Here is a 24,075-nt window from a genome sequence, read left to right as displayed (position 1 = left end):
CGCGGTGTGGATTGATGGGGGCATTCAATCCGGCGAGCGCCTAGGAGTCATTTCAACTGCAATTTTTAGATTTGCAGTTGAAATCCCGGCTATCGCTTGTCAGCGTCTTTTGCGGCTTTGTTGCAGTCTGCGAAAATCTTTGTCAGGTTGCTGGCGCTCATGCCGCGTCGGCTCGAATGACGACTTTCAATCTCGCTTGCAATGGCATCTTGGGTGGTGAACCTACGAGGTGGGTTTTCGGTCAGCAGTTCAACCAAGGCAGCGATTGCAAGCACGAGGGATGGTTTTTCTTCAGCTGGGGCTGTCACTCGCCCACCGCTGATTTGCTTTGCGAACGACTCGATGTCAGTGATTGCAAATATGAAACGGCAATTCTCGGGGAGCATTTCAGCCGACCACTCTTCACATTGATACGGGCTAGACTCCACGTCGTCATGTTCATATACCTGCCCGGATAGATTGACAGTGATGGCGCTTTTGCTGACGGAGTTGAGTATGTCCAGCGGGTTCAATACATGAGATCGTGCCGCGCCATAGACTTCTTGGAAAAAGGTGTCGCCTTCACCTTGAATCCAGGTGGCGCTCTTCCCTGCAACACCTCTGGTGGGCAGCTGAGCCACGCAGTTTCCATCTTCGCAGTGGCTCAACAAATCCAGCTCGGAAAGCTGGACTGAGTATTTCTCTTTTAAGTAGCGCAGTGCTTGATCAACGCTGAGCCAAGTTAGCTGCGAGAGGTGATTGTCGGCCATGTCGAGTCTCGTTTAAGTGTAAATATCACACAGGCAAAGGAAGCTAGTTCAATTCTTTGCTTCTGTGTTGCCATCATCGGTGCCCGTGATGTAGTCCGCCCATGCTTGCATCATCTCTTCTCGCTTTTTCAACAGATCTCCGCGCCGATATGCGGCCTCGGTAGCATTCGGTACCTTGTGAGCAAGCGCCTGCTCGGTAACGATGGTCGGGAAATGAGTGGCCTCTGCTGCCCAGTCGCTAAAAGATGAACGAAAACCATGCATCGTTATTACTTCACCGTGTTCATCGCGCCAGCCCGGACCATTATTCGCACGAGAGCGCTCATCTAACCTGCGAATTTTCATTAGCATCGCCATGTTCGATATCGGGCGCTCCTCTTTCGCACCAGGAAACAAAAAAGGGTTTCCGTCTATTTTTGGAAGCTCACTCAGCAGGTCTATCGCAGCTTGTGATAGTGGTACTCGATGATGCCTCGTCTGTTTCATTCTCTTGGCAGGTATTATCCACATCTTGGCTTCCAGGTTTACTTCTGACCAAGTGCCTTGGAGCACTTCGCTCGTTCTCAGGGCAGTGAGAATGGTCAGGCGAACCGCTTTAGCACTGAGATCGGGCTCCGCAGTCACAGCCCTCATGAATGCTGGCAGCTGCTCCCAAGGGAGAGCAGGCTGATGCTCGACTTCAGAGGATTTATGTTTGGCCAGCAGTGAGTCGAGGTGTCCCCGCCATTGAGCCGGGTTCTCGCCGGTACGAAATTTTCTCGCTTTGGCCGCGTTCAAGATGAGTTCGATCCGACTTCTGACCCGGCTTGCTGTTTCAGCTTTTGAATTCCAAATCGGAGTCAAAATTCTCATCACGTCGTCGGTTGAAATGTCGGCTACCGGTTTTTGGCCGATTATCGGGTAAGCGTAAGTCTTGAGAGTGTTCTCCCATTGCTGTGCATGTTTGGCATTCTTCCAGCCGGGGCGCTTTGACTCGATGTAATGCTGAGCCTCATCGATGAACAGCCGCCTGTTCGCCTGCGCCTGAGCTTGAGCTGCTGTTTTGGTCGCGATTGCTGCTGTGCGCTCCTCCACTGGGTCTATGCCCGCTTTGGCTAGCTTGCGGGCATCATCAGCTTTCACCCTCGCTTCAGCCAGCGTCACGTCCTCAAGGCTTCCTAGCCCCATATCGCGAGTCGTTCCGTTCAGTTTAAAGCGGTATACCCATCGGCCTTTGTCGGGCCCTGTCACCTTCAGATATAGCCCTCGGGCATCAAGGACCATTCGGGGCGTACCTGCTTTGACATGCATTCCTATGGACTTTACGGTCAAGGGCTTGTGCATGGGTATTGGGGCTGAGAGGTTGCTCTCCACATTCTTCTCCAGTATCCAGACCATGCTTTAGACCATGCTTTTGAGCGCGGCTGTAAGCAGCGTTTTATAGTCATCTCTGGACGATATTATGCTGGAGGCCTTGATATTACTAGGTTTATTGTTTTCTTTGTGGAGTTCTGTGGAAAGGAGTGGACCATGTTATAGCGGACACCGCCTCCGCCATCTTCTCTTCGTTCAAATCAGCAGCGTCAAAACCCAAAATTTTGGCGTTTGCTATTTGACGGTTATGCGCCAAGCTAGGTCTTGCCGAAGCTTTTTTGCTAAGGTGGCCAGCATCCGATAAGACCGCTGCAGCGAGCGGCTTTTGACGCACAACGAGGTGTTGCTTGATTAGGGTGCTAGTGGTCGATGACCACGATTTAGTTCGAACGGGCATCACCCGCATGTTGGCCGATATCGATGGTCTACAAGTGGTGGGGCAAGCCGACTCCGGTGAGGAGTCGCTGAAAAAAGCCCGCGAGCTAAAGCCGGACGTCGTCCTGATGGACATCAAAATGCCCGGCATCGGCGGCCTCGAAGCCACCCGCAAACTTCTGCGTAGTCACCCTGATCTAAAAGTCGTCGCCGTGACCGCCTGTGAAGACGATCCGTTTCCCACGCGCTTGTTACAGGCCGGTGCAGCCGGTTACCTGACCAAGGGGGCCGCGCTGGAAGAGATGGTTCAGGCGATTCGCATGGTGTTTGCCGGCCAGCGTTACATCAGCCCGCAGATTGCACAGCAGTTGGCGCTGAAATCCTTTCAGCCGCAGACCAATAGCTCGCCCTTCGATTTGCTGTCTGAGCGTGAAATCCAGATTGCCCTGATGATCGCCGGCTGTCAGAAGGTGCAGAGCATCTCCGACAAGCTCTGCCTGTCGCCGAAGACGGTAAACACCTATCGCTATCGCATTTTCGAGAAGCTCGCGATTACCAGTGACGTGGAGTTGGCCTTGTTGGCCGTGCGTCATGGCATGGTCGATGCCTCCAGCTGAGATGGCTGAACCGTTCGATTCCAGCGCCTTCCTCGCCACCTGCAGTGGGCGGCCTGGCGTGTATCGCATGTTCGATGCGGACGCCAAGCTGCTCTATGTTGGCAAAGCGAAAAACCTGAAGAAGCGCCTCTCCAGCTATTTCCGCAAGACGGGGTTGGCGCCGAAGACCGCCGCATTAGTGGTCAAGATCGTTCAGATCGAAACCACCATCACCGCCAACGAGACCGAGGCGCTGCTGCTTGAGCAGACGCTGATAAAGGAATGGCGACCGCCGTACAACATCCTGTTGCGGGACGATAAGTCCTACCCGTACGTGTTTCTGTCCGACGGTGACTATCCGCGTCTGAGCATTCATCGCGGCGCCAAAAAGCAGAAGGGGCGCTACTTTGGACCTTACCCGAGCGCCGGGGCCATTCGTGAAAGCCTGAGCTTATTGCAAAAGGCCTTTTTGGTCCGCCAGTGCGAAGACAGCTACTTCAAGAACCGCACCCGGCCTTGTCTGCAATATCAAATCAAGCGCTGCAAAGGCCCTTGCGTCGGCTTAGTTGATCCCACTGAGTACGCTGAGGATGTGCGGCATTCGATCATGTTCCTTGAAGGGCGCAGCAATGCGTTGACTGACGAGCTGTCCAGCGGCATGGAGCAGGCGGCCGTGAATCTCGAGTTTGAACGTGCAGCCGAGTTGCGCGATCAAATTTCCCTGCTCCGTCGCGTGCAAGATCAACAAAGCATGGAAGGCGGTACCGGCGATGTGGACGTTGTGGCGGCCATGGTCAACCCAGGAGGGGCTTGTGTTCACCTGATCAGTGTGCGTGGCGGGCGTGTGCTGGGGAGCAAGAATTTCTACCCGCAGGTGGCCATTGAAGAGGATGTCAGTGAAGTGCTGGCAGCGTTCCTGGCTCAGTACTACCTGAGCAGTCATGAGCGCGATCTGCCTAGCGAGCTCATCGTTAATGCCGCCCACGACGATTTTCCCGCGTTGATCGAGGCGATTTCAGCGTTGCGAGGGCGGGAGCTGAGCATCACTCACCGTGTGCGTGGTACTCGAGCACGTTGGCAGCAGTTGGCTGTGACCAATGCAGAGCAGGCGCTCGCGTCGCGCCTGGCCAATCGTCAGCATCTCGCCGCTCGTTTCGAGGCTTTGGCAGAGGCGTTGGATCTGGACGAGCCGCCGCAGCGAATGGAGTGCTTCGATATCAGCCACTCCAGCGGTGAGGCGACTGTTGCCTCATGCGTGGTGTTCGGCCCGGAAGGCCCCCTTAAATCCGATTACCGTCGCTACAACATCGAGGGCGTCACGGCGGGTGATGACTATGCGGCCATGCACCAGGCGCTTACTCGTCGCTTCAGCAAGGTTAAGGATGGTGAGGGAAAACTGCCGGATATCCTTCTGGTAGATGGCGGTAAAGGCCAGCTGGCAATGGCCCGGGAGGTGCTGCAAGAGTTGGCAGTGCCGGATCTGATCTTGCTTGGGGTGGCCAAGGGCGCAACCCGCAAGCCCGGGCTGGAAACCCTTTACTTGAACGATGCGGCCCACGAATTCACCTTGCCGGGCAACTCACCCGCGTTGCACCTGATCCAGCAGATTCGCGATGAGTCGCACCGTTTTGCCATTACTGGGCACCGTGCTCGGCGCGGTAAGGCGCGCCGTACTTCCAGTCTCGAAGAGGTTGCTGGGGTAGGGCCGAAGCGTCGGCGAGAGCTGCTCAATCATTTCGGCGGCCTGCAAGAACTGGCGCGCGCCAGCACCGAAGAAATTGCCAAAGCGCCCGGAATCAGTAAAAAGCTTGCTGAGCTGATTTATGCCGCCCTGCACAGCGAGTAGAATGCCGGCTCACCTCGCAGCCTAGTTGTGCCGATGAATATCCCCAACCTGATTACCATACTGCGCGTCCTGCTGATCCCGATCTTTATTTTACTGTTCTATCTACCGTTCTCGTGGAGCTATCTGGCCGCCAGTGCGGTGTTTGGTTTTGCCGCCATTACTGACTGGCTCGACGGCTATCTGGCTCGTCGGCTGGAGCAAAGCACACCGTTTGGTGCTTTTCTCGATCCGGTGGCGGACAAGCTGATGGTGGCTGTGGCCTTGGTGTTGTTAGTGGAGGAGCACGCCACTTTCTGGCTTACCTTGCCGGCGGCCATCATCATTGGCAGAGAGATCGTCATCTCGGCATTGCGCGAATGGATGGCCGAGCTAGGCGCGCGGGCGCATGTATCGGTGTCCAACCTGGGCAAATGGAAGACTGCTGCGCAGATGGTGGCGCTGGTGATCTTGTTGGCTAGCCCGCCATCAGAGACTGTCTGGGTGGTGCTTGGCTTTGTACTGCTGATTGTCGCGGCAGCGCTAACCCTTTGGTCCATGGTGCAGTACCTGATCGCCGCCTGGCCGCACCTCAGTCCAACTGTGGAAAATAAATAAGCTTTTTTGAATCAAGGGGTTGACGGGGTGTTTGGATTCTATAGAATGGCGCCCGTCACCAAGACGCGGGAATAGCTCAGTTGGTAGAGCACGACCTTGCCAAGGTCGGGGTCGCGAGTTCGAGTCTCGTTTCCCGCTCCAATTTGTTGACGTTGACGCCGCAGTTTGCGGCGTCTTCGTTTGAGGCCGGGTGGCAGAGTGGTTATGCTGCGGATTGCAAATCCGTCTATGCCGGTTCGATTCCGACCTCGGCCTCCATTATAGATAAGCCCCGTAGATCTTTGATCTACGGGGCTTTTTCTATTGGGGTGGATGTCCCTTCCGCGCTCAATTTGTAGCTGTTGAAACTTGCGTCGCAGGGTAGGGCTGTATATATTCCTGCGCTCGCCATGGGGCGCGGATGTCGATTCTGCTGCAAGCACCCATAGCCAAGATTTACCGCTCTACCGCCCGGATGGCGAAATTGGTAGACGCAAGGGACTTAAAATCCCTCGTTCGTAAGGACGTGCCGGTTCGACCCCGGCTCCGGGCACCATTTGAAATCAAGGGCTTACAGGCGATTTCGCATGTAGGCCCTTGTTAGTTTATGGGCCGAAATTAATGACTTGGGCCGCAATTCATCGCGTCGGGGTTACTTTCTTGCCCTTAGCTCGCGGATGTACTACTCGGTCATGACGACGGTGGTATGCCCAAGTTGATCCCTGGCTTGCATGATATCGCCACTGGATTCGGCTTTATCCGGAGCTGCTGGACGCTTACTGCTTGGGCCTGCTCGTCGTGTCATGACGAGATCGATCGCCGCACGCGCCACATCGACGCCGACAGTGCTTCGCTCGCTCACCTGGAGGGCGTTATTCGCACCCAGGCAGTCCTGCTCAAAGAAGGGAAGCTGGCCGCATGACCATCCGATGCATGCTGCTGGGCTGCCGGTGGGGTATGGGCATAAGCTATATGAATCATGGCGAACGCCTGCGCGTGCAGACCTGTGAGCGTTGCGGGTCGTTCAGGACGGTGTCGGAATGAGCCGGTTCATCAGGTTTTCGCGCAACATCATTGGCCGCGACTTCGTGGTAGGCGACATCCATGGATGCTTCCCGCTGCTGGAGCAACTGCTGGCGAAGGTGAGGTTCGATCCCGAGCAAGACCGGTTGTTCAGCGTGGGCGACATGGTCGACCGTGGCCCAGAGAGCGCTCGGGCGCTGGAGTTTCTGGCCAAGCCCTGGTTCCACGCCATACTAGGCAACCACGAGCAAATGGTCATCGATGCCGTTGCAGAGATGCTCGACAACGACTTGTACTTCTACAGCGGCGGCGCGTGGTTCTTCGGCCTGTCGAAATCCGAGCAGCAGGAGTTCGCCGTAGCCTTCCGTGAGTTGCCGGTTGCCATCGAGCTGGAAAGCGTGCACGGCCTTATCGGCCTGGTACATGCCGAGTGCCCGCTAAGCGACTGGAAGGATTTCACCAGTCGCCTGCAGGACGAGAGTGACCCACTGCGCTACATCGAAGCCCAGGCCATCTGGGGCCGCACGCGGATCAGCAGCGGGCGGACCGATACCGTCGACAACATCGCCTTCGTCTTCTGCGGGCATACCGTCCTGTGCAAACCCGCCCAATTGGGCAATCACCTATTCATCGACACCGGCGCCGTGTTCGGTGGACGGCTGACCATGGTGAACCTGACGAACTTCCACTACGCCCAAGTCGCCAGGGAGGGTTCTGAATGAGCCAACTGCCCACGGAAGATCACCTACAGCCGCCTTGTGTTCGCTCCTGGTGTGAAAGGCACTCGCCCTGACAGCACAACATCGACTGGCGGCTGCGCCCACCCGGCTATCGCCGGGCGAGTTCAGATGGCCATCGGCACACTCCGCTCTGACATCCATGCTTTTGGAAACTGGCTGTACAGCCCTGTCCCGACTGCAGAGGATCGAGAAACCGCCGAGGAAATCATTTTCCATGGCGCCTATCACGCTCTCGTCCAGGCTGGCGGCCGCATGACCACGGCGAAGTGGCAGAAGGCCGAGTATGTGTGGCCAAGGGCGTGCTCTACCGCTACCGTCGCATGCACCAGGGCGGGCAGAGTGCATGCGAAGACCCGCTAGCGGGCCCCGAGGTATTCCGCGCCGCGTTGCTGGAAACCTACGACCTGAAGTTATCTTCCGAACAGTGGGCAGGGAGTGGGGTGGTTTCATCCAGCTATGCTTCGACGGGTGCAATGATCTGGACAAGCTGGCGCTAGCCCCGGTGGCGGCGGTCATTGGTGAAATGAAGGAGGCAGCGTGAATCACTTGGATGCATTGAAGGAGGACGTCAGGCAGAGCGTCGATGCACAGGGAGTGGCTCTTGTGTCTGGCATGGTGATCACCGATGTAGGTGCTACCGCAATTGCTGGTCAGCTACGCCTCCACTGCATCTACTTGAAGAAGGAAGATCGTTACGAGTTCGGGAGAAGTATGTACCGCGCAAGGTCGCCGGACCGCGTCATACGGTAGACGTTATGATGTATTGACAGAAATGCCTGGTTCGCTCATGGTTTTTCCCATCCTGTCGTTCTTCCCTCTGAAGAAAACGATCTTAAAAAGCCCGGCCCACATGTCGGGCTTTTGTTATTCTTATGGTGTAGGTGAGAACGCAGACTGATGCGCAAGAGGATAGCAAGGAGACGTGGGGCGCGTTCCCAAGGGTACACGGTTAGAAAGATCTCCTGTGTGAGATCCACCCCTTATGCCGTGTGAAGCAGAAGAACTCATAAATCTTCTGCGAGATGCCTGATAAACCTTGTAAGCCGGAGACCAGCGCCGGCCACCTACTTTGAATTCCAAGCCCGCCATGTGCGGGCTTTTTCATTGGTGCTTCACGCTGGCACTCCCTCTCGCTGGTTCCTTTGCCCGTCCTCACTGCGGGCTTTTTTATTCACCAAGCGGCCCATGCGGCCAGGAACGGAGCCATGAAAATGGATCACGACCTAAACCTGTGGGCGGCATTTATCGCCTGGGTGGCCGCACACCACCCTCAGCTATACGCCTTCGGTTTGTCCGTGCTGATTGCCTGACCCACGGCCGTGGCGGCTGGCGCCAGATGGTCATGGAGGGCGCCTTGTGCGGCCTGGCCACACTGATCCTGGTTCCGCTGCTGGCGTACTTCGGCCTGCCTGACTCAATGGCCACCTTCGCGGGTGGTGCGGTCGGCTTTATGGGTGTCGAGAAGCTGCGCGATTACGCAGATCGGTTGATTGGCCGGAAGGTTGAGCAGGTATGAACACCAGTGACGCTGGCCTCGCCCTGATCTAGGGCTTCGAGGGCCTGCGCCCGATCGCCTACCGTGCCAGCATGGGCGTGTTGACCATCGGCTGGGATCATACTGGCCCTGACGTGGTGCAGGGCCTGACCATCGACCGCGCGCAGGCTGAGCGTCTGTTGCGTGATGATCTGCATGACGCCGAGCGCGTTATTCAGCGCCTGAAAGTCCTCAGTCTCGTCCCCGTCTGGGTATGGGTACCGCTCGCAGTCGCCGTCATTGTTGGCCTCCAAGAGCTGCGCATCAGCGGGAAGGAAAGTGCGCTGACTTCGGCTCTAGCTGGCTGGTTTTCCGTTTCTCGGATTACATCTTTAAGCTCCACATGCTTTCATGACCCTCATGGGCATGTTGCTGGCCTAAGACCATGATGCCGACCCAAGGCGGAATGCGAGTAAAGATGTGGATCGGCTCTTAGCGAGGTGACGAGATGAGCAAACTTACTACTGTGCTTCTAGCGCTATCAGCGTTCGTAGCCTCTGCAGCCTTTGCTTATGAGTCGGCCGATGAACAGCGCCCTGCGCCAATCACCCGGATCTACATAAGCCCCGGCGCAAGCGGAAGTATCGGCACTTCGAGCCGCTATGAGCGCTACGACAACTATGGCGGCTATCGTGTGCCCAGCGGCGGATACAGGAACGAGCGAAGCTTTCAGGGCAGCGGCTCCTCGCAAACCAGGGGAAATGTTATCCAGAGCATCGAGTACCTGGGCATCGGGGAATTCCAGGATCAGCCCGGCAGCCGCACGATAGAGATCAATAGGCGGTAATAGCCTCTCGCCCCGAGGCGTGTTCAGAACGGCCGGGGCTTCTTGTCACACCTATGTCGTACCCCCGTCACACACTTGCCACCCATTTTCGCTGCAATCACTGCTACTCATTTGGAGGTGCAGCGATGCGGCTATGTGTAATCGGAGCAGGGTATGTTGGGTTGGTGACCGCGGCCTGTTTTGCCGAAATGGGCAATCGGGTTGTCTGTGTCGAGCGTGATCCCTTCCGTGTTGCGCGCCTTTCGCATGGCGAAGTGCCGATCTATGAACCTGGTCTGGAGGCCATGCTCAAGGTCCATCTCGCTAGTGGTCAATTGAGTTTCAGTCAGCACCTTGAAGAGGGCGTGAGGCAGGCTGAAATCGTTTTTATCGCTGTCGGTACGCCGAGTGGGGAGGATGGCTCGGCCGATCTGTCGTATGTACTGGCTGTAGCCGATCAGCTGGGTGTGACTCTAAAACAGGCTTGCGTGGTGGTGAATAAATCCACGGTGCCGGTTGGTACGGCTGAGCGAGTGGCGCAACTCATCAATGCCCGTCTGGCTGGTCGCGGGCTGGGATGCAGGGTGAAGGTGGCGAGTAACCCCGAGTTTCTGAAGGAGGGTTCGGCGGTCGAAGACTTCATGCGCCCCGACCGAGTGGTGTTGGGCTGTGATGACGCCGAAACCGCTGAACTGCTGCGCCGGCTCTATGCGCCATTCCTGCGCAACCACGAACGGGTACTGAGCATGGGCGTGCGGGCTGCCGAGTTCAGCAAGTATGCGGCCAATGCTTTTCTTGCCACGAAAATCTCCTTTATCAATGAGATGGCCGGGCTTTGCGCGTGCCTGGAGGTCGATATTGAGGAGGTGCGCCGTGGCATTGGCAGCGACAAGCGCATTGGTACGCACTTTATCTATGCCGGTTGCGGCTATGGCGGCTCGTGTTTTCCCAAGGATGTCCGCGCGCTGATTCGTAGCGCCGAGCAGGAAGGTTTCGAGCCAGCAATTCTGCGGGCAGTAGAAGCACGCAATACCCTGCAAAAAACCGTGCTGTTTCAGTCTCTGCACGAACACTTTGCGGGTTATCTACAGGGCCGGGTGGTGGCGCTTTGGGGGCTGGCCTTCAAGCCGGGGACCGATGATTTGCGAGAGGCGCCCAGCCTGGTTTTGCTAGAGGCTTTGTTGGCCGCCGGAGCGCGGGTGCAAGCCTGTGATCCAGTCGCTACTGCCGGTGTTGCGGCCTGCTATCCGCAGGCTTTGGCAAGTGGCCAGCTGTGTTTGAGTGAATCGCCGTATACCGCTGCTGAGGGGGCCGATGCGCTGGTGCTAGTGACGGAGTGGAAACAGTTCCGTCAGCCGGACTTTTTGCGCGTTCGTGGCCTGATGCGCATGCCTGTGCTGTTCGATGGGCGCAATATCTATGATTCCCGGGAACTATCTGCGCTAGGTTTTCTCTATCGAGGCATTGGTCGGCCAGTGGCGGGCCATTGTAAGGCGAGTGCGGCGTGATTAGACTGCGCGGCACAAAAGTACGACCCCTCCTTCAAGGACTCACATGATCAAGAAATGCTTGTTCCCGGCTGCTGGTTACGGTACTCGCTTCCTGCCAGCGACAAAGGCCATGCCCAAGGAAATGCTGCCGGTGGTGAACAAGCCGCTGATCCAGTATGGCGTCGAGGAAGCCCTTGAGGCGGGCTTGTCGGAAATCTCTATTGTGACTGGCCGAGGCAAACGCGCGCTGGAAGATCATTTCGACATTAGCTACGAACTCGAGCATCAGATCAAAGGCACGGATAAAGAGAAGTACCTGGTAGGTATTCGTCGTCTGATCGACGAGTGCAGCTTTTCCTACACCCGTCAGGTGGAAATGAAAGGTCTCGGTCACGCGATTCTCTCAGGCCGCCCGCTGATCGGCGATGAGCCTTTTGCCGTGGTGCTGGCGGATGACTTGTGCGTGAACCTGGACGGTGATGGCGTACTGACCCAGATGGTCAAGCTGTACAACCAGTTCCGCTGCTCGATCGTGGCGATTCAAGAAGTACCGATGGAAGAAGTCTCCAAGTACGGCGTGATCGCCGGCGAGATGATTCGTGACGACATCTACCGTGTGAACAGCATGGTCGAGAAGCCGAAACCCGAGGATGCTCCGTCCAACCTGGCGATTATCGGGCGCTACATCCTTACCCCGGATATCTTCAAATTGATCGAAGAAACCCCGCCGGGCAAAGGCGGTGAAGTTCAGATCACCGATGCGCTGATGAAGCAGGCCCAGGATGGTTGCGTACTGGCCTACAAATTCAAAGGCAAGCGTTTCGACTGTGGTGGTGCCGAGGGTTATATCGACGCGACCAATTTCTGCTTCGAGAACTTCTACAAAACCGGCAAGGCTTACTGATCGAGCTTCTTGCTGACCACGCGGTGCGTGGTTTGGTGGGTTACGCCCGCAGGGCTAACCCACCCTACAAAGCCACCTTCGGGTGGCTTTTTTGTTTGTGCGGGTTTTTGCATCTGTGGTTTTCGTAGGGTGGGTTAGGCGCAGCCGTAACCCACCGTTGGCAAGCGTAGAAGTCGCGTGCAGGCCATGCGGAGCATGGCTTGGTGGGTTACGCCCGTAGGGCTAACCCACCCTACAAAAGCACAACATTGCAGCTGTGTATCACGGAATCGGCATCGCCTCGGAGCCTGGCCCTAGCGGTTGGCCATAGCTGAACTCGACGTAGTTGCCGGCCGGGTCGCGCAGGCCGCAGTAATAGCCGACCGGATAGGGCTCCTCGCGCGGCGCCCAGATCAAACAGCCCGCAGCCTGCGCTTGCGCGGCGATCACTTCGACCTGCTCGCGGCTGTCCACGGCAAAGCCAAAATGGCTGTAATCGTCTTCGGCCAACTGCCGTGCATGACCGCCGGGCATGATCACGAAAATAAACTCATGTTCCTTGCCTGGCTCAGCCATCCAGACAATGCGCGAGCCTTTGCCGGCGCGCTCATGAATCACCTGCATCCCGCAGAACTCTTTGTAGAACTGCACGCAGGCATCTAGGTCAGGGACATGCAGGGCGAGATGGGTAAGCGTGCGGCGCATGTTTTTTACTCCTGGCGTATTCAGTGTCAGTTTAGGCTGAAGCGCTGCTCTGGTGGACGATTGGGGTATGCTGGCGGCCTGTTTAGGAGACCCCCGATGACTTACGACTTCGACCTTTTCGTGATTGGCGCCGGTTCCGGCGGCGTACGCGCGGCACGCTTCGCGGCTGGCTTCGGCGCGCGAGTGGCGGTAGCTGAAAGCCGCTATCTGGGCGGTACCTGCGTGAATGTGGGTTGCGTGCCGAAAAAGTTATTGGTCTACGGTGCGCATTTCGCCGAGGACTTCGAGCAAGCGACGGGTTTTGGCTGGTCTTTGGGCGCGGCGGGTTTTGACTGGGCCACGCTGATCGGCAACAAGGATCGCGAAATCCAGCGTTTGAACGGTATCTACCGCAACTTGCTGGTGAACAGCGGCGTCACCTTGCTGGAAAGCCATGCGCGCCTGCTGGATGCACATCATGTGGAGGTCGACGGCCAGCGTTTTAGCGCCAAACATATCCTCATTGCCACCGGCGGCTGGCCACAGATCCCCAAGATCCCAGGCCATGAGCATGCCATCAACTCCAACCAGGCATTCTTCCTTAAAGCGCTGCCCAAGCGGGTGCTGGTGGTGGGCGGCGGCTATATCGCCGTCGAGTTCGCCTCGATCTTCCACGGCCTGGGGGCTAAAACCGCGCTGTTATACCGTGGCGAATTGTTCCTCCGCGGTTTCGATGGCGCGGTGCGCAACCACCTGAAAGAAGAGCTGAGCAAGCGCGGTTTGGACCTGCAGTTCAACGCCGAGATTGTGCGGATCGATAAGCAAGCGGATGGCAGCCTGCAGGCCACCTTGAAGGACGGCCGTGCACTGCACACCGACTGCGTGTTCTACGCCACCGGCCGCCGTCCCATGCTGGATAACCTAGGCCTGGAGAACACCGGCGTCGAACTGGACAAGCGTGGCTTTATCCATGTCGATGAGCAATTTCAGACCACTGAGCCCTCAATTCTCGCCCTTGGCGATGTGATCGGGCGCGTGCAGTTGACGCCGGTGGCGTTGGCCGAAGGCATGGCCGTGGCGCGTCGCTTGTTCAAGCCAGAAGAGTACCGCCCAGTGGATTACACGCACATCCCGACGGCTGTGTTCAGCTTGCCGAATATCGGCACCGTAGGTCTGAGCGAAGAGCAGGCGCGCGAGGCCGGGCATGAAATCAAGGTGTTCGAGAGTCGTTTCCGGGCGCTGAAACTGACCCTCACCGAGTGCCAGGAGCGTACCTTGATGAAGCTGGTGGTGGATGCCAAGACCGATCGCGTATTGGGCTGCCATATGGTCGGTCCGGAAGCGGGGGAGATCGTTCAGGGCCTGGCCGTCGCACTCAAGGCCGGGGCCACCAAGCAGGTGTTCGACGAGACCATTGGGGTTCATCCAACGGCCGCCGAAGAGTTTGTGACCATGCGCAGCCCCGTTGCATCCTGACCCGAGGCCGCCATGGAGCAACTCTTCTATCTGTCGGATCTGTTCGGGGTCGCGGTATTTGCCGTTACCGGTGCGTTGATGGCCGGGCGCAAGTCCATGGATCTGTTTGGGGTATTGGTGATCGCCATCGTCACAGCGTTGGGTGGCGGCACCCTGCGCGATGTGATTCTGGACAATCACCCGGTCAGTTGGATTCGCGATGACACCTATATCCTGGTGGCCTCACTGGCAGCGGTCGGTACGGTGATCTGGGTGCGCCTGACCCAACCCATTCACGAAAAAGGTCTGTTGATCGCGGATGCCTTTGGCCTTGCGCTTTTCACCGTTTATGGCACAGAGGTGGCGCTGCGGCACAGCGTGCCGATGAGCACGGCGGTGATCATGGGCGCGATAACGGGAGTGGCGGGTGGGGTGATGCGCGATGTGATCTGCAACGAGATCCCACTGATTTTCAAAAAAGAAGTCTACGCCACCGCCTGTATCGCCGGCTCGCTGGTGTTTATTGGGCTGATCCAGTTGGCCACGCCGCATTGGGTCGCGACGGGTATCGCCATGTTGGTGGTGTTGCTGACGCGGCTGGCGGCGATTCACTGGCACCTGTCCCTGCCACGTTTCCATCTGCTGGACAGGGACTGAGAACATGGCTTTCGCTACTGGCGCCTGGCTCCGTAGGCTGGGTAGAACAACGTGAAACCCAGCGCGCTCACAGCTGGGTTTCGGCCAAGGCCTCTACCCAGCCTACGGATGCCGTGTCAGTGGTTTGCGTGTTCGTCTGCTGCCGGTGCTTCTGCTTCGATCGCCACTTCGACGTCAACCTTGCCGGCCTTCTCGAACTGCAAAGTCAGCGGGAAGCGCTCACCGGCTACTAGCGGTTGCTTCAGGCCAAACAACATCAAGTGAGTACCGCCTGGAGCGAATTTAACCTCGCCGCCGACGGGAATGCCGACTGAGTCCAGGTGCTGCATCTTCATCACTTCACCCAGCTGAACAATGGTGTGCAGTTCGGCCTTCGCTGCCCTCGGTGTTGCTGCGCCAATCAAACGATCTTCCGTCTGACCATGATTATGGATGACGAAATACGCGGCACCCGTTGGCGCATTTGGCGGCAATGCGCGGGCCCACGGATGGGCGATATGTAGCTCGCCAGCGGTGTATTCGTGAGCGAAAGACGCGCTGCAAACCAGCGCCAGCAATGTCGAAGTCAGCATCCGCACCAGCATCTTCGTTGTCTCCCTACGGTCAGTAATCAAAGTCGCGACAGACCATAACATGCGCTCCATGGTTTACCGATGTGGCGGTGAAGTATGGCCTGGTTCAAGTGCGTGGTGATGGGGGTGATTCTTTTCTGTCGGCTAAGGCTTGCGGTTGTGTTGGATGGCAGGGCTTAAGCTGCCTTGTCCTACAAAAATCCAATAACGATAAGCACTTAGTGGAGGCGCTATGCCGCTGTTATCCCTACCATGCCTGCAACGCGGCCTGCTGGCTGTTTTTATCTCGGCCAGCATCGCGCAGCCACTGTCGGCCGCCGAGCTGGTGGCCAACCAGCCAGCCAGTGCGCTGACCGCCGCGAGTAACGCCGCTGTTCTTAACAAGCTGCCGTTCACCGATCGCACTGATTACGAGTCGGTCAGCCGCGGCTTGATCGCGCCCTTCAAAGGCGAGATCAAGAATGCCGCAGGTAAGGTGATCTGGAGCATGCCGGCCTATAGCTTCCTGGATGCCGATAAGGCCCCGGACTCGGTCAACCCGAGTCTCTGGCGTCTGGCTCAGCTCAGCACCCATGCCGGCTTGTTCGAAGTTAAAGAGCGTATTTATCAGGTGCGCGGCCTGGATGTGTCGAACATGACCATCATCGAAGGCGACACCGGTCTGTTTATCATCGACCCCTTGACCATGGCCGAAACAGCCAAGGCCGCCCTCGACCTGTACTACCAAAATCGCCCGCATAAGCCAGTGATTGCCGTGGCTTATAGCCACAGCCATACCGACCATTTCGGTGGCGTGCGCGGGGTGGTGAATGAGGCCGACGTGAAAGCCGGCAAGGTGAAGATCTTTGCTCCGTCCGGCTTCATGGAGCATGTGATGAGCGAGAACGTGTTCGCCGGCACCGCTATGTCGCGTCGCGCCCAGTTCCAGTTCGGCACCCTGCTGCCGCGCGGAGAAAAAGGCCAAGTCGATGCCGGGATGGGTAAGAGCCTGCCGGTGGGCGGCACTATCACCCTGATCGAGCCGACCGACCTGATCAAGGATCACTACGAGACCCGCAACATCGATGGCATCGAGGTGGAGTTCCAGCTCACCCCTGGTACAGAAGCGCCGGCGGAAATGAACCTCTACCTGCCGCAACTGCGTGCGCTGTGCATGTCTGAGAATGCCACGCAAATGATGCACAACATCCTCACCCCGCGCGGCGCATTGGTGCGCGACGCCAAGGCCTGGTCGCAGTACATCGACGAGAGCCTGGCGCGCTACGGCGACAAGAGCGATGTGATGTTCGCCCAGCACAACTGGCCGACCTGGGGCAGTGAGCGGATCAGCACCATGCTGGCGGATCAGCGCGATATGTATGCCTTCCTCAACGACCGCACCCTGCACCTGATGAACCAGGGGCTGACGCCGATGGAAGTGGCTGAGCAGATGAAAACCCTGCCGGGTGAACTGGAAAAGAAATGGTATACCCGCAGCTACTACGGCTCGCTGAGCCACAACTCGCGAGCGGTGTATCAGCGCTACCTTGGTTTCTACGACGGCAACCCGGCCAACCTCAACCCCTTGCAGCCAGTCGATGCTGGCAAGCACTACGTCGAGGCCATGGGCGGCGGCGCCGCCGTGCTCAAACTGATGCGCAGCGCATTGGACAAGGGCGACTATCGTTGGGCGGCACAACTGGGTAACCACCTGGTATTTGCCGAGCCGCAGAACAAAGACGCTCTCGAACTTCAGGCACAGGCCTTCGAACAGCTTGGCTACCAGAGTGAAAACGCCCTGTGGCGCAACATCTACCTGACTGGTGCCTTCGAGCTGCGTAACGGGGTGCCGGTGTATCAAAGCAGCTCCGCGTCGTCGGATATGGTCAAGGCCATGTCACCGGCGTTGTTCTTCGATTACCTGGCGATTCGCCTGGACTCGGAGAAAGCCCAGGGCCACGACATGACCCTTAATTGGCAGTTTGAAGACATCGACAAGCCGTTCGCGCTGACTCTGCGCAATGGCGTGCTGACCTCACGCGAGGACAGCACTAATACGCAGGCGGATGTCAGCGTGAAGATGAACAAAGCCACCTTGGACAAGATCAGCCAGCGCCAGTTGGACTTCCCCACTGCGATCAAGCAGGGCGACATCAAGCTTGAAGGCGATGGCAAGAAGCTCGGCGAGCTGCTCGGCATGCTCGATGCCTTCAGCCCGCAGTTCAATATCGTCACACCTTGAGGTGTAACCGGCCATCCTAGGTTATTCCTAGGATGCCTTTGTTCTTGTAGGAGCGAGCTTCTGCTCGCGATGCTTTTCTGCCATGCCCAATCGCGAGTTCAAGCTCGCTCCTACATTCGAAGGCAGCACTCTAGAGTGCCCGTTTTGTTTTTTAGCACTTGCCAGGTACCAGCTTGGGTTATCCCCCGCGACCTGTCTGACTACACCCGCTCAATCTTCGGCATCTGCCACTTTCCGGCGATCACTTCAGCGCTAGGCCCATAGAGTCGCAGGGTCAGGCTGAAAGGCCCGTTGGCCGGGGCGGGTAGCCAGTTATCCTGCTGAACCGGCGCCTCCGTTTGCACCAGCAAGGTAAGACCGCCATCGGCATCACGTTGCAGGGCGTCGCGGCTACTCAGGCAGTAACGGTTGATCGGGTTGTCGACCAATTGACGATCTGGCAGCTCATACAGGGTCAGCGACCAGAACTCACTGGCTGGCGGTAATTGGTCGGCCGTGAAATGCAGGCGATAACGCTGACCCGCGACGAGCTGCTGACCACTGCTATCCAGCTTGCTGCCGGTATAGAAGGCTTCTTCGACGCTATTGCCATAAATGCCAACGGCTGCGGCAACTGCGCGCTTTAGATAGTCGTTGTGCATGGCCGCACGGTTGCCGAACAGACCTATGGTGTTGCGGACCTGGCCGCTGGCGGTTTTCAGGTCGGCTTGCGCCTCCTGAATGCCGGCGATCAATGCTTGACGCTGAGCCTCGCTGAGGGCTGCCGGATCGAAGGGCAAACCGGGTGCGACGCCAATTCGAGCAAAGCGCTCGCGCAGCGCCACTTCTGATTTATCGACCGGGCACAGTTCCAGTATTTGATTCAGGTGGGCGATAAAGCCCGGGCCGAGATCGCGCGGCACTTGCCACGGCAGCCAGGCAATCGCAGTGGCGGGAGCAGGTGCGGGGTTACCGAGATAGTCATGTAGGGCGCGCAGCCGGTACTGCTGCTGGATAGCGCGCACGGCGGGTAGGTCGTTGGCATCTTTCAGTCCGGTACGCCCGAGGATCATGACGATCTCGGTTTCGCTGCGCAGTACCCTCTTGATCCCCGCCGGGGTTTCTCCCTGCCAGTGCGGCCCGGCAATCAGATAATCGCCCGCCTCGCGGCCGGTGCTGAGTACCCCGACATAGCCGAAGTTATGGGTGTACTGATCGACCAGTTGGTGCACGTAGTAGCGGTCTTTATCCACGGCCGGCACGCTGAGCACCCAAGGTTCCGCGCGCAGGTCGAGCCAGGCCCAGGAGTAGGGCGTGTCATTGTTAGGCGTGACGATGTCACGGTTCTTCGGGGTGAATAGCTCGCTGTAGTGGCGGAACTTGCCAAAGCCACCGACGTATTCGCGGGTCTTGGCGTCCAGCGCCTGCTTCTGCATGGTCTGGTAGTGCATCAGCATCGGGTAGGCGTAGATCCAGGCATCACGGGCAATCGCACGGAACTCCGCCGGGTCGGTAGTTAACGGCTGGGCGGCAGCCAGCAGCCAGCTTGGGCAGGCCAGGCCGGCGCTGAGCACTGTCAGGCCACCAAGGAATTGACGACGGCTGAAGGGGATATTCATCGTTTACTCCTGACTGGCGACCGACTCGATAGCCGGAAGTTGGTAAGCGCCCTGAAGCGCTTTCTGCTGCGGCAGATAGAGGCGCAGGATCATGTTAAACGGGCCTTTCGGAGCTGGCAGCCAGTTGCCCTGCAGCGCTTGGGCTGGAGCGCTGTTCTGAATCAGCAGGGTCAGTCCACCGTCAGCGTCATAGGTCAGGCTGGGGCTGCGGTCGCCGAGGGAATAGCGCTTGAGCGGATTCGCCGAGAACAACTGTGTTTCAGCGTCGTAGAGGGTCAGCGACCAGAATGAATCCACCGGTGGCAATTGCCCCGCCGCGAAGTGCAGACGATAGGCCTTGTTGCCGTTCAATGGCTTGCCTTTAGCGTCTTGCAGGGCTATCGGGTAGAGCGCCTCGACAGGGTCGTTGACATAGATATAGCGCCAGGCGGCCGCTGCGCGGGTCAGATCATCGCTACCGAAGTGCCCTGCATTGGCGGGTGAACTGAACCAGCCGTTGTGATTGGGGGAGATGCTGAGGGAGGCTGCTTTGACCTTTTCCCGACCCGTCTCGGCGCCGCTGGCCACGGCTTGTGCGATGGCGGCAGGCGGGTTGAAGTCCAGGCCGGGGCCGACACCAATCTCTGCGAAGCGGCTCAGTTGTGTCTGCTCAGCGGGTGTCCAGGCTTGCAGTGGCGCCAAGGCATTGAACGTCACGAACACATCGCTGGCCTGGCCATCCTTACTGTTGCGATAGGTTGGCAGTTTCAGCTTCGGCAAGGCGGCTGGGACTGTTTGCCCAAGCACGCTGGACAAGGCCTGTAGGCGGTAGCCTTTGAGTATCTCGGCGGCGGCAGCCTGGTCACTTTGGCCTTTGACTTCGGTGCGACCAAGGAGGAAGACCAGTTGGCTGGTGGAGCGAATCAGGCCATTGAAGCCAGCCGGTAATTCACCTTTCCAGGCCGGCCCGACGATCAGGTAGCGGCCTGCCGCGGTACCGGTAGCGCGGGTGCCAATGTAATCGAGGTTATTGGTGCGTACGTCGATCAGTTGAAAGCTGTAGTAGCGTTTTTCCACTGCTGGCACTTGCAGTACTTGCGGCTCACTGCGCAAGTCGAGCAAGGCGCGGGAATAGAAGGTGTCGTTGTTCGGCGACACTACCTTGTTGTCTTCCGGACCCATCAGGCGTGGTTCGTTATAGAGCACGTTAAACGGCAGCTTGGCCGCGATGGCGTTGAGCACCTTGTTGTGCTCGGCGGTGGCATAGGCAAACACATAGGCCTCTTCGGCCAGTTGTTGGGCGGCGGCCGGACTAGGCATACCAGCGTGAGCTGTGGCCAGGGGCAGGCAGAGACTAAGGGCGGTGAGCCAGTGGCGCATGGGGTAAGACTCCTGGGCAGAAATATAAAGACGCAGAGCGGAGTGCCGTCCGCGCCAAAGTGGAGTGGCATGGTTTTGCGTTACTTCGCATTGCGGCATAGACCCTATGAGCTGTACCCATCAGCGTTCGCGGGGAAAGTCATATGTATTGGCTGGGGCCCGCTGTTCATCAGCCCAGGCATCGGGCCGGGTTGCAAAGGCTAGCCCGCGATCAGTTGTTGCCGACGCTGGAGGTGGGCCTGCTCGATAGGCTCCATTCGTCACGGGAGTCGAAACGTCTGGTTTGCTGGTAGGCCGAGGATAAGCCCAAGACCGCTAGGGCCCGCGGCCCCAAGCCGCGCTTATCATGAGGCTTGCTCGGTAGGCGAGTGGCAGAGTTAATCGGGTTGCTTGTTGTCATTATTGGCTCCGAATACGAGTGTCGCAGTGTCGTTACCATGCCCGAGCGCTTGCTTAGCGCAACAAGCAGCGGATGACAAAAAATGATCATGATCCGAGGCGTGCTGCGTGAGCGGTTGCGGGCGGTGATGGGTGCGCCTATTCCGGGGAATACGAAGAAACTCGGTGGTTGCAGTGTTTCTTGTCATTGTTTGCTTCCCAATAAGGCGTGCACAGCCTGGGGAGCCTTGCGGATTGCAGTCCGACGAACACAACCCCTGGCGACAAAAAACAATCATCGAGACAACCGACTAAAAGGCCACCCCCGCTTCGAGGGTAGGCTGCTTAAGTTTTGACTTGAAGGGTGCCGAGGAGAAGTTCAGCAGGTCGAGAGGCGGAATTTTTTCGGAGTGATGCCGTACTGTTTGCGGAAGGCACGGATGAAATTACTGACCTGGCTGTAGCCGATCCGCGTGGCGATGCTCTCAATTGGCTGATCCGAGCTTTTTAGCCAATAACGCGCCAGGCGCAGGCCATCGTTACCTGCGTTGGTCGCCGGGTTCGGCGTCCGCCCCCAGTTGTTGAGCAAGTTCTGGTGGAGGAACTCATTGGCGCCCAGCAGTGGTAGCGCCAGCGCGGCACTCGGCAATACCAGGCAGAGATGTTCGGCGTAACGACGGTTTACCCCCCAGCTATCGAGGGTGTCACCGCAGTGTTGTCGCGCAGTGATGTGGACTTCGGTGAACAACTCGGCAGGGGCCAGCCCGACGCGCCTGGCCATGTTGCGTACAAGGGCCAGGGTGCTGGCGTCCAGGCCATAGGCATGCGGCTGTTCCCCTGGCGCGGTGAACAACAGGCGATGGTTGTTGCCGTCTTTGCAGAGCTCAACCTGTATGTGGCCCATGATCTCCGGCAGATATTCCACCAGACAATTCAGACTGGCGCCGAGGGTGGCAGCAGAGTCGAGCAGAATGTTCAGGCCCTGTAAGCAACTGGTGGTCAGGCCGGCTTGTAACTCGCAGCCGAACTGTGTGCCGGCCCCCGCGGCGGCGCATTCGGCGAATAGTTGCTGAAGCTGCCAGGAGGGCAGCCGCTGAGAGTGATCGAGCAGCGCCTCTGGCGACAGGCCGACACGCGCGCACAACTTGTCTACCGGTAAGTCATAGTGCGCGGCGTAGTTGAGAATGGTGCTGGCCCATGCGCTGCCGACTGAGGGTTCCTGCTGCATAACGGTGCCTTTGCGAGTGAAGCGCTTTGCCTAGGACGTTTACTAGAGCAGCTTGCAGTGCTATTTATCAAATGCAATTAATGAAATAAACACATGCAAGGAGTGCATATTGGATTTACGTCAGCTCCGTTATTTCGCCGCGCTCGCCGATTGCCGCAGCTTCTGCCGTGCAGCCGATGTTGTCGGCTTGAGCCAGCCCGCCTTCAGTCGCAGCATCCAAAGCCTTGAACAGTCCTTGGACTGCCAGTTGGTCGATCGCAGCAGTCGCGAGTTCCGGTTGACCGGGCAGGGCGAGCTGGTGCGACAACATGCCCAGCGTTTATTGGCGGGTGCGCGAGCCTTGCACAACGAACTGAGCCAGTACAACGGTCTATCTGCCGGTGAGCTGCGTTTTGGCAGCGGCCCTTATCCAGCTTTACAGCTAGTGCCGGAGGCGCTAGCTGACTTTATTCGCGCACATCCCGCGATCAACGTTGGCTTCGAGGTTAATCACTGGGAATACCTGGCTGAGCGGCTCAAAGAACAACAGCTGGAGTTCTTCGTCGCCGATGCGCGATATTTTATCGACGACCCACGCTATCTGGTGAAGCTGATGCGACCACGGCGCGGCCGGTTTTTCTGTCGTCGCGAGCATCCGCTGTGCGAGCGCACGGACCTCAGCTTGGCCGACCTGCTGAGCTTTCCTGTGGTGGGTACGAAAATGCCAGCCGCGATTCGCAAGATCCTTGGCGGAGTGCTCGGTAAAGAGGAGTTTCGGCCAAGCGTGGAGTGTGATCACTTCGACGCCATTTTGCGTATAGTCGAGCGCTCCGAGGCCGTTGGGGTTGCCACCATGGAGGCACTTTACGAGCCGGTCCAACGTGGCCAGGTGCAGCTGTTGACCCTGCATGACGTGCCTAGCGAACTCTCCAACTTGCATATCCAGTACGGACTTGTCAGTCGCGCTGGCCAATCCTTGTCACCAGCAGCCCAGGCCATGACCGCGGCCATCGTCACGGCAGACCAGCGCCTCTGGCCGATGGCTGAGGACGAGGCTCTGTAGAGCCTAGGCCAGACGCTTCTCTTCAGCTGCGCTTTCGCTGGATTGGAACAGCGTGACCAGGCGCTCCACGAGCTGCTCACGAACACGATCGCGGCGGTATTTGGCGTCGACGTACAGGCTCAGCGTCAGTGCTATCGGCCGCGCCAAGGGCAGCGGTGCCTGGTCTAGCCCAAGCGCGCTGGCCACTCGACTCGGTAGCGTCAGGCCGAAGGGGTGCTGATCGGCGATCAGGCGTGCTGCCAGCGAGCTTTGCAGGGTCAGTGCCAGGTTGCGCTTCAGGCCCTTGAGACCCAGCTCCAGATCTACTGGGCTGAGCCCGTCGCGACGGCTGGAAACTTGGATTTGTGGCACCGCCAGGTATTCCTCCAGGCTCTGCGGCACATGTGCCAGAGCGGCGCCGTGGGCGAATACATAGTGGTCGCTGAACAAGGGCAGTTTGCGCAGGCCGGCCAGTTGCGAGATGGGCTGGTCGATGTCGATCAAAATATCCAGTTTGCCGCTCGCCAGTTCAGCGAGTGCCTCGCGCCGGTGTGGCTGGTAGTAGCGTACCTGCCAATCGGTGCCGGGCCGGTCGAGCAGTGCATCGAGCAACAGCGGCTGCAGGCAGTCCAGGCAACTGATCCGCAGTACCTGGCTGGGTTCCTGGTTCTGCGCCGGGATCACCCGCAGGCCTTCACGCAGGCTGCTCAACGCGCCGCGCACATGCTCGGCCAGGCGATGGGCCGTCAATGTCGGCGTCACGCCTAGATGGGTTTTGATGAACAGCGGATCGTTGCACACCAGGCGCAAACGGCGCAGCGCATTGCTCATTGCTGGCTGTGACAGGCCCATCACGTCAGCCGCACGGGTGATGCTGCACTGGCTATAGATGGCGTCGAAGGCCAACAGAATGTTCAGGTCGAGATCGCGCAGGTCGAGCACCGGCTTGCTCCAGGGTAAGGCTTTACGTAAGG

Annotated in this window: 22 protein-coding genes, 3 tRNA genes and 1 pseudogene; 18 read left to right on the top strand and 8 right to left on the bottom strand. The window is 58.2% G+C overall.

Features of this window, described 5'->3' with window-relative positions:
* Window positions 1-89: 89 nt before the first annotated feature.
* A complete protein-coding gene (locus D3879_RS15695) occupies window positions 90-749 on the bottom strand; it encodes a hypothetical protein (protein ID WP_119955232.1) in 660 nt (219 codons plus the stop codon).
* Between the two features lie 48 nt (window positions 750-797).
* Complete coding sequence (locus D3879_RS15690; protein ID WP_238474265.1) at window positions 798-2,012, bottom strand: tyrosine-type recombinase/integrase; 1,215 nt, start codon at window positions 2,010-2,012, stop codon at window positions 798-800.
* Between the two features lie 437 nt (window positions 2,013-2,449).
* Between D3879_RS15690 and gacA the strand changes: the two genes are divergently transcribed.
* From gacA to galU, 14 genes and pseudogenes are all read left to right on the top strand, one after another.
* Window positions 2,450-3,094: a response regulator transcription factor GacA gene (gene gacA, locus D3879_RS15685; protein WP_119955230.1), complete on the top strand. Its 645-nt coding sequence runs from the start codon at window positions 2,450-2,452 to the stop codon at window positions 3,092-3,094.
* Window position 3,095: 1 nt separating this feature from the next.
* On the top strand, window positions 3,096-4,919 hold the full coding sequence (gene uvrC / locus D3879_RS15680) for an excinuclease ABC subunit UvrC (RefSeq protein WP_119955277.1): 1,824 nt from the start codon (window positions 3,096-3,098) through the stop codon (window positions 4,917-4,919).
* A gap of 33 nt (window positions 4,920-4,952) precedes the next feature.
* Entirely contained in the window at window positions 4,953-5,513 is a 561-nt protein-coding gene (gene pgsA, locus D3879_RS15675; RefSeq protein WP_119955229.1) for a CDP-diacylglycerol--glycerol-3-phosphate 3-phosphatidyltransferase, read from the top strand.
* Window positions 5,514-5,578: 65 nt separating this feature from the next.
* Window positions 5,579-5,654, top strand: a tRNA-Gly gene (locus tag D3879_RS15670).
* A 43-nt stretch (window positions 5,655-5,697) separates the two neighbouring features.
* Window positions 5,698-5,771, top strand: a tRNA-Cys gene (locus tag D3879_RS15665).
* Window positions 5,772-5,961: 190 nt separating this feature from the next.
* A tRNA-Leu gene (locus tag D3879_RS15660) sits at window positions 5,962-6,048 on the top strand.
* A gap of 150 nt (window positions 6,049-6,198) precedes the next feature.
* Entirely contained in the window at window positions 6,199-6,414 is a 216-nt protein-coding gene (locus D3879_RS15650; protein WP_119955228.1) for a nuclease domain-containing protein, read from the top strand.
* The gene (locus D3879_RS27890) at window positions 6,411-6,536 is read left to right on the top strand and encodes a PSPA7_2676 family Cys-rich small protein (RefSeq protein ID WP_420800932.1); all 126 of its coding nucleotides are present in this window, start codon (window positions 6,411-6,413) and stop codon (window positions 6,534-6,536) included. The genes D3879_RS15650 and D3879_RS27890 overlap by 4 nt, the downstream gene beginning before the upstream one ends.
* Entirely contained in the window at window positions 6,533-7,237 is a 705-nt protein-coding gene (locus tag D3879_RS15645) for a metallophosphoesterase (protein ID WP_119955227.1), read from the top strand. The genes D3879_RS27890 and D3879_RS15645 overlap by 4 nt, the downstream gene beginning before the upstream one ends.
* A gap of 1,223 nt (window positions 7,238-8,460) precedes the next feature.
* Window positions 8,461-8,771, top strand: a pseudogene (locus D3879_RS15630) (phage holin, lambda family).
* A 44-nt stretch (window positions 8,772-8,815) separates the two neighbouring features.
* Window positions 8,816-9,178, top strand: a complete 363-nt coding sequence (locus tag D3879_RS26335; RefSeq protein ID WP_420800933.1) for a glycoside hydrolase family protein — start codon at window positions 8,816-8,818, stop codon at window positions 9,176-9,178.
* Window positions 9,179-9,237: 59 nt separating this feature from the next.
* Window positions 9,238-9,576 (top strand): hypothetical protein, encoded by a 339-nt coding sequence (locus tag D3879_RS15620; RefSeq protein ID WP_119955223.1) that lies wholly within the window; start codon window positions 9,238-9,240, stop codon window positions 9,574-9,576.
* A gap of 125 nt (window positions 9,577-9,701) precedes the next feature.
* Window positions 9,702-11,063 carry a UDP-glucose dehydrogenase family protein gene (locus D3879_RS15615; RefSeq protein ID WP_119955222.1) on the top strand — a complete coding sequence of 454 codons (1,362 nt, stop codon included), beginning with the start codon at window positions 9,702-9,704 and terminating at the stop codon, window positions 11,061-11,063.
* Window positions 11,064-11,109: 46 nt separating this feature from the next.
* Window positions 11,110-11,949, top strand: a complete 840-nt coding sequence (gene galU, locus D3879_RS15610; protein WP_119955221.1) for a UTP--glucose-1-phosphate uridylyltransferase GalU — start codon at window positions 11,110-11,112, stop codon at window positions 11,947-11,949.
* 261 nt (window positions 11,950-12,210) lie between these two features.
* Here the strand turns inward: galU and D3879_RS15605 are convergent, their stop codons facing one another.
* Window positions 12,211-12,633, bottom strand: a complete 423-nt coding sequence (locus tag D3879_RS15605; protein ID WP_119955220.1) for a VOC family protein — start codon at window positions 12,631-12,633, stop codon at window positions 12,211-12,213.
* A 96-nt stretch (window positions 12,634-12,729) separates the two neighbouring features.
* On the opposite strand from D3879_RS15605, the gene gorA reads away from it, so the two are divergent.
* Window positions 12,730-14,088 (top strand): glutathione-disulfide reductase, encoded by a 1,359-nt coding sequence (gene gorA / locus D3879_RS15600; RefSeq protein WP_119955219.1) that lies wholly within the window; start codon window positions 12,730-12,732, stop codon window positions 14,086-14,088.
* 12 nt (window positions 14,089-14,100) lie between these two features.
* Complete coding sequence (locus D3879_RS15595; RefSeq protein WP_119955218.1) at window positions 14,101-14,724, top strand: trimeric intracellular cation channel family protein; 624 nt, start codon at window positions 14,101-14,103, stop codon at window positions 14,722-14,724.
* Between the two features lie 116 nt (window positions 14,725-14,840).
* Here the strand turns inward: D3879_RS15595 and D3879_RS15590 are convergent, their stop codons facing one another.
* A complete protein-coding gene (locus D3879_RS15590) occupies window positions 14,841-15,308 on the bottom strand; it encodes a copper chaperone PCu(A)C (RefSeq protein ID WP_119955217.1) in 468 nt (155 codons plus the stop codon).
* A 220-nt stretch (window positions 15,309-15,528) separates the two neighbouring features.
* Here D3879_RS15590 and D3879_RS15585 point away from each other — a divergent pair, with 220 nt between their 5' ends.
* Window positions 15,529-17,517 carry an alkyl/aryl-sulfatase gene (locus D3879_RS15585; protein ID WP_119955216.1) on the top strand — a complete coding sequence of 663 codons (1,989 nt, stop codon included), beginning with the start codon at window positions 15,529-15,531 and terminating at the stop codon, window positions 17,515-17,517.
* Between the two features lie 200 nt (window positions 17,518-17,717).
* On the opposite strand, the gene D3879_RS15580 is transcribed toward D3879_RS15585, so the two are convergent.
* The 3 genes from D3879_RS15580 to D3879_RS15570 all read right to left on the bottom strand — a co-directional run bounded on the left by D3879_RS15580 (window position 17,718) and on the right by D3879_RS15570 (window position 22,080).
* Window positions 17,718-19,115 (bottom strand): DUF1254 domain-containing protein, encoded by a 1,398-nt coding sequence (locus D3879_RS15580; protein ID WP_119955215.1) that lies wholly within the window; start codon window positions 19,113-19,115, stop codon window positions 17,718-17,720.
* Between the two features lie 3 nt (window positions 19,116-19,118).
* Window positions 19,119-20,474 (bottom strand): DUF1254 domain-containing protein, encoded by a 1,356-nt coding sequence (locus D3879_RS15575; protein WP_119955214.1) that lies wholly within the window; start codon window positions 20,472-20,474, stop codon window positions 19,119-19,121.
* A 757-nt stretch (window positions 20,475-21,231) separates the two neighbouring features.
* A complete protein-coding gene (locus tag D3879_RS15570) occupies window positions 21,232-22,080 on the bottom strand; it encodes an AraC family transcriptional regulator (protein ID WP_119955213.1) in 849 nt (282 codons plus the stop codon).
* Window positions 22,081-22,189: 109 nt separating this feature from the next.
* Here D3879_RS15570 and D3879_RS15565 point away from each other — a divergent pair, with 109 nt between their 5' ends.
* Entirely contained in the window at window positions 22,190-23,122 is a 933-nt protein-coding gene (locus D3879_RS15565) for a LysR family transcriptional regulator (RefSeq protein ID WP_119955212.1), read from the top strand.
* Between the two features lie 3 nt (window positions 23,123-23,125).
* Here D3879_RS15565 and D3879_RS15560 read toward each other — a convergent pair whose 3' ends face one another.
* Window positions 23,126-24,043: a LysR family transcriptional regulator gene (locus tag D3879_RS15560; RefSeq protein WP_119955211.1), complete on the bottom strand. Its 918-nt coding sequence runs from the start codon at window positions 24,041-24,043 to the stop codon at window positions 23,126-23,128.
* Window positions 24,044-24,075: the final 32 nt, after the last annotated feature.

It is taken from the genome of Pseudomonas cavernicola (assembly GCF_003596405.1).
In the GTDB taxonomy this organism is placed as follows: Bacteria; Pseudomonadota; Gammaproteobacteria; order Pseudomonadales; family Pseudomonadaceae; genus Aquipseudomonas; species Aquipseudomonas cavernicola.
The sequence above is the reverse complement of the archived record's forward strand: the minus strand, read 5'-3'. Positions and strand labels throughout refer to the sequence as shown.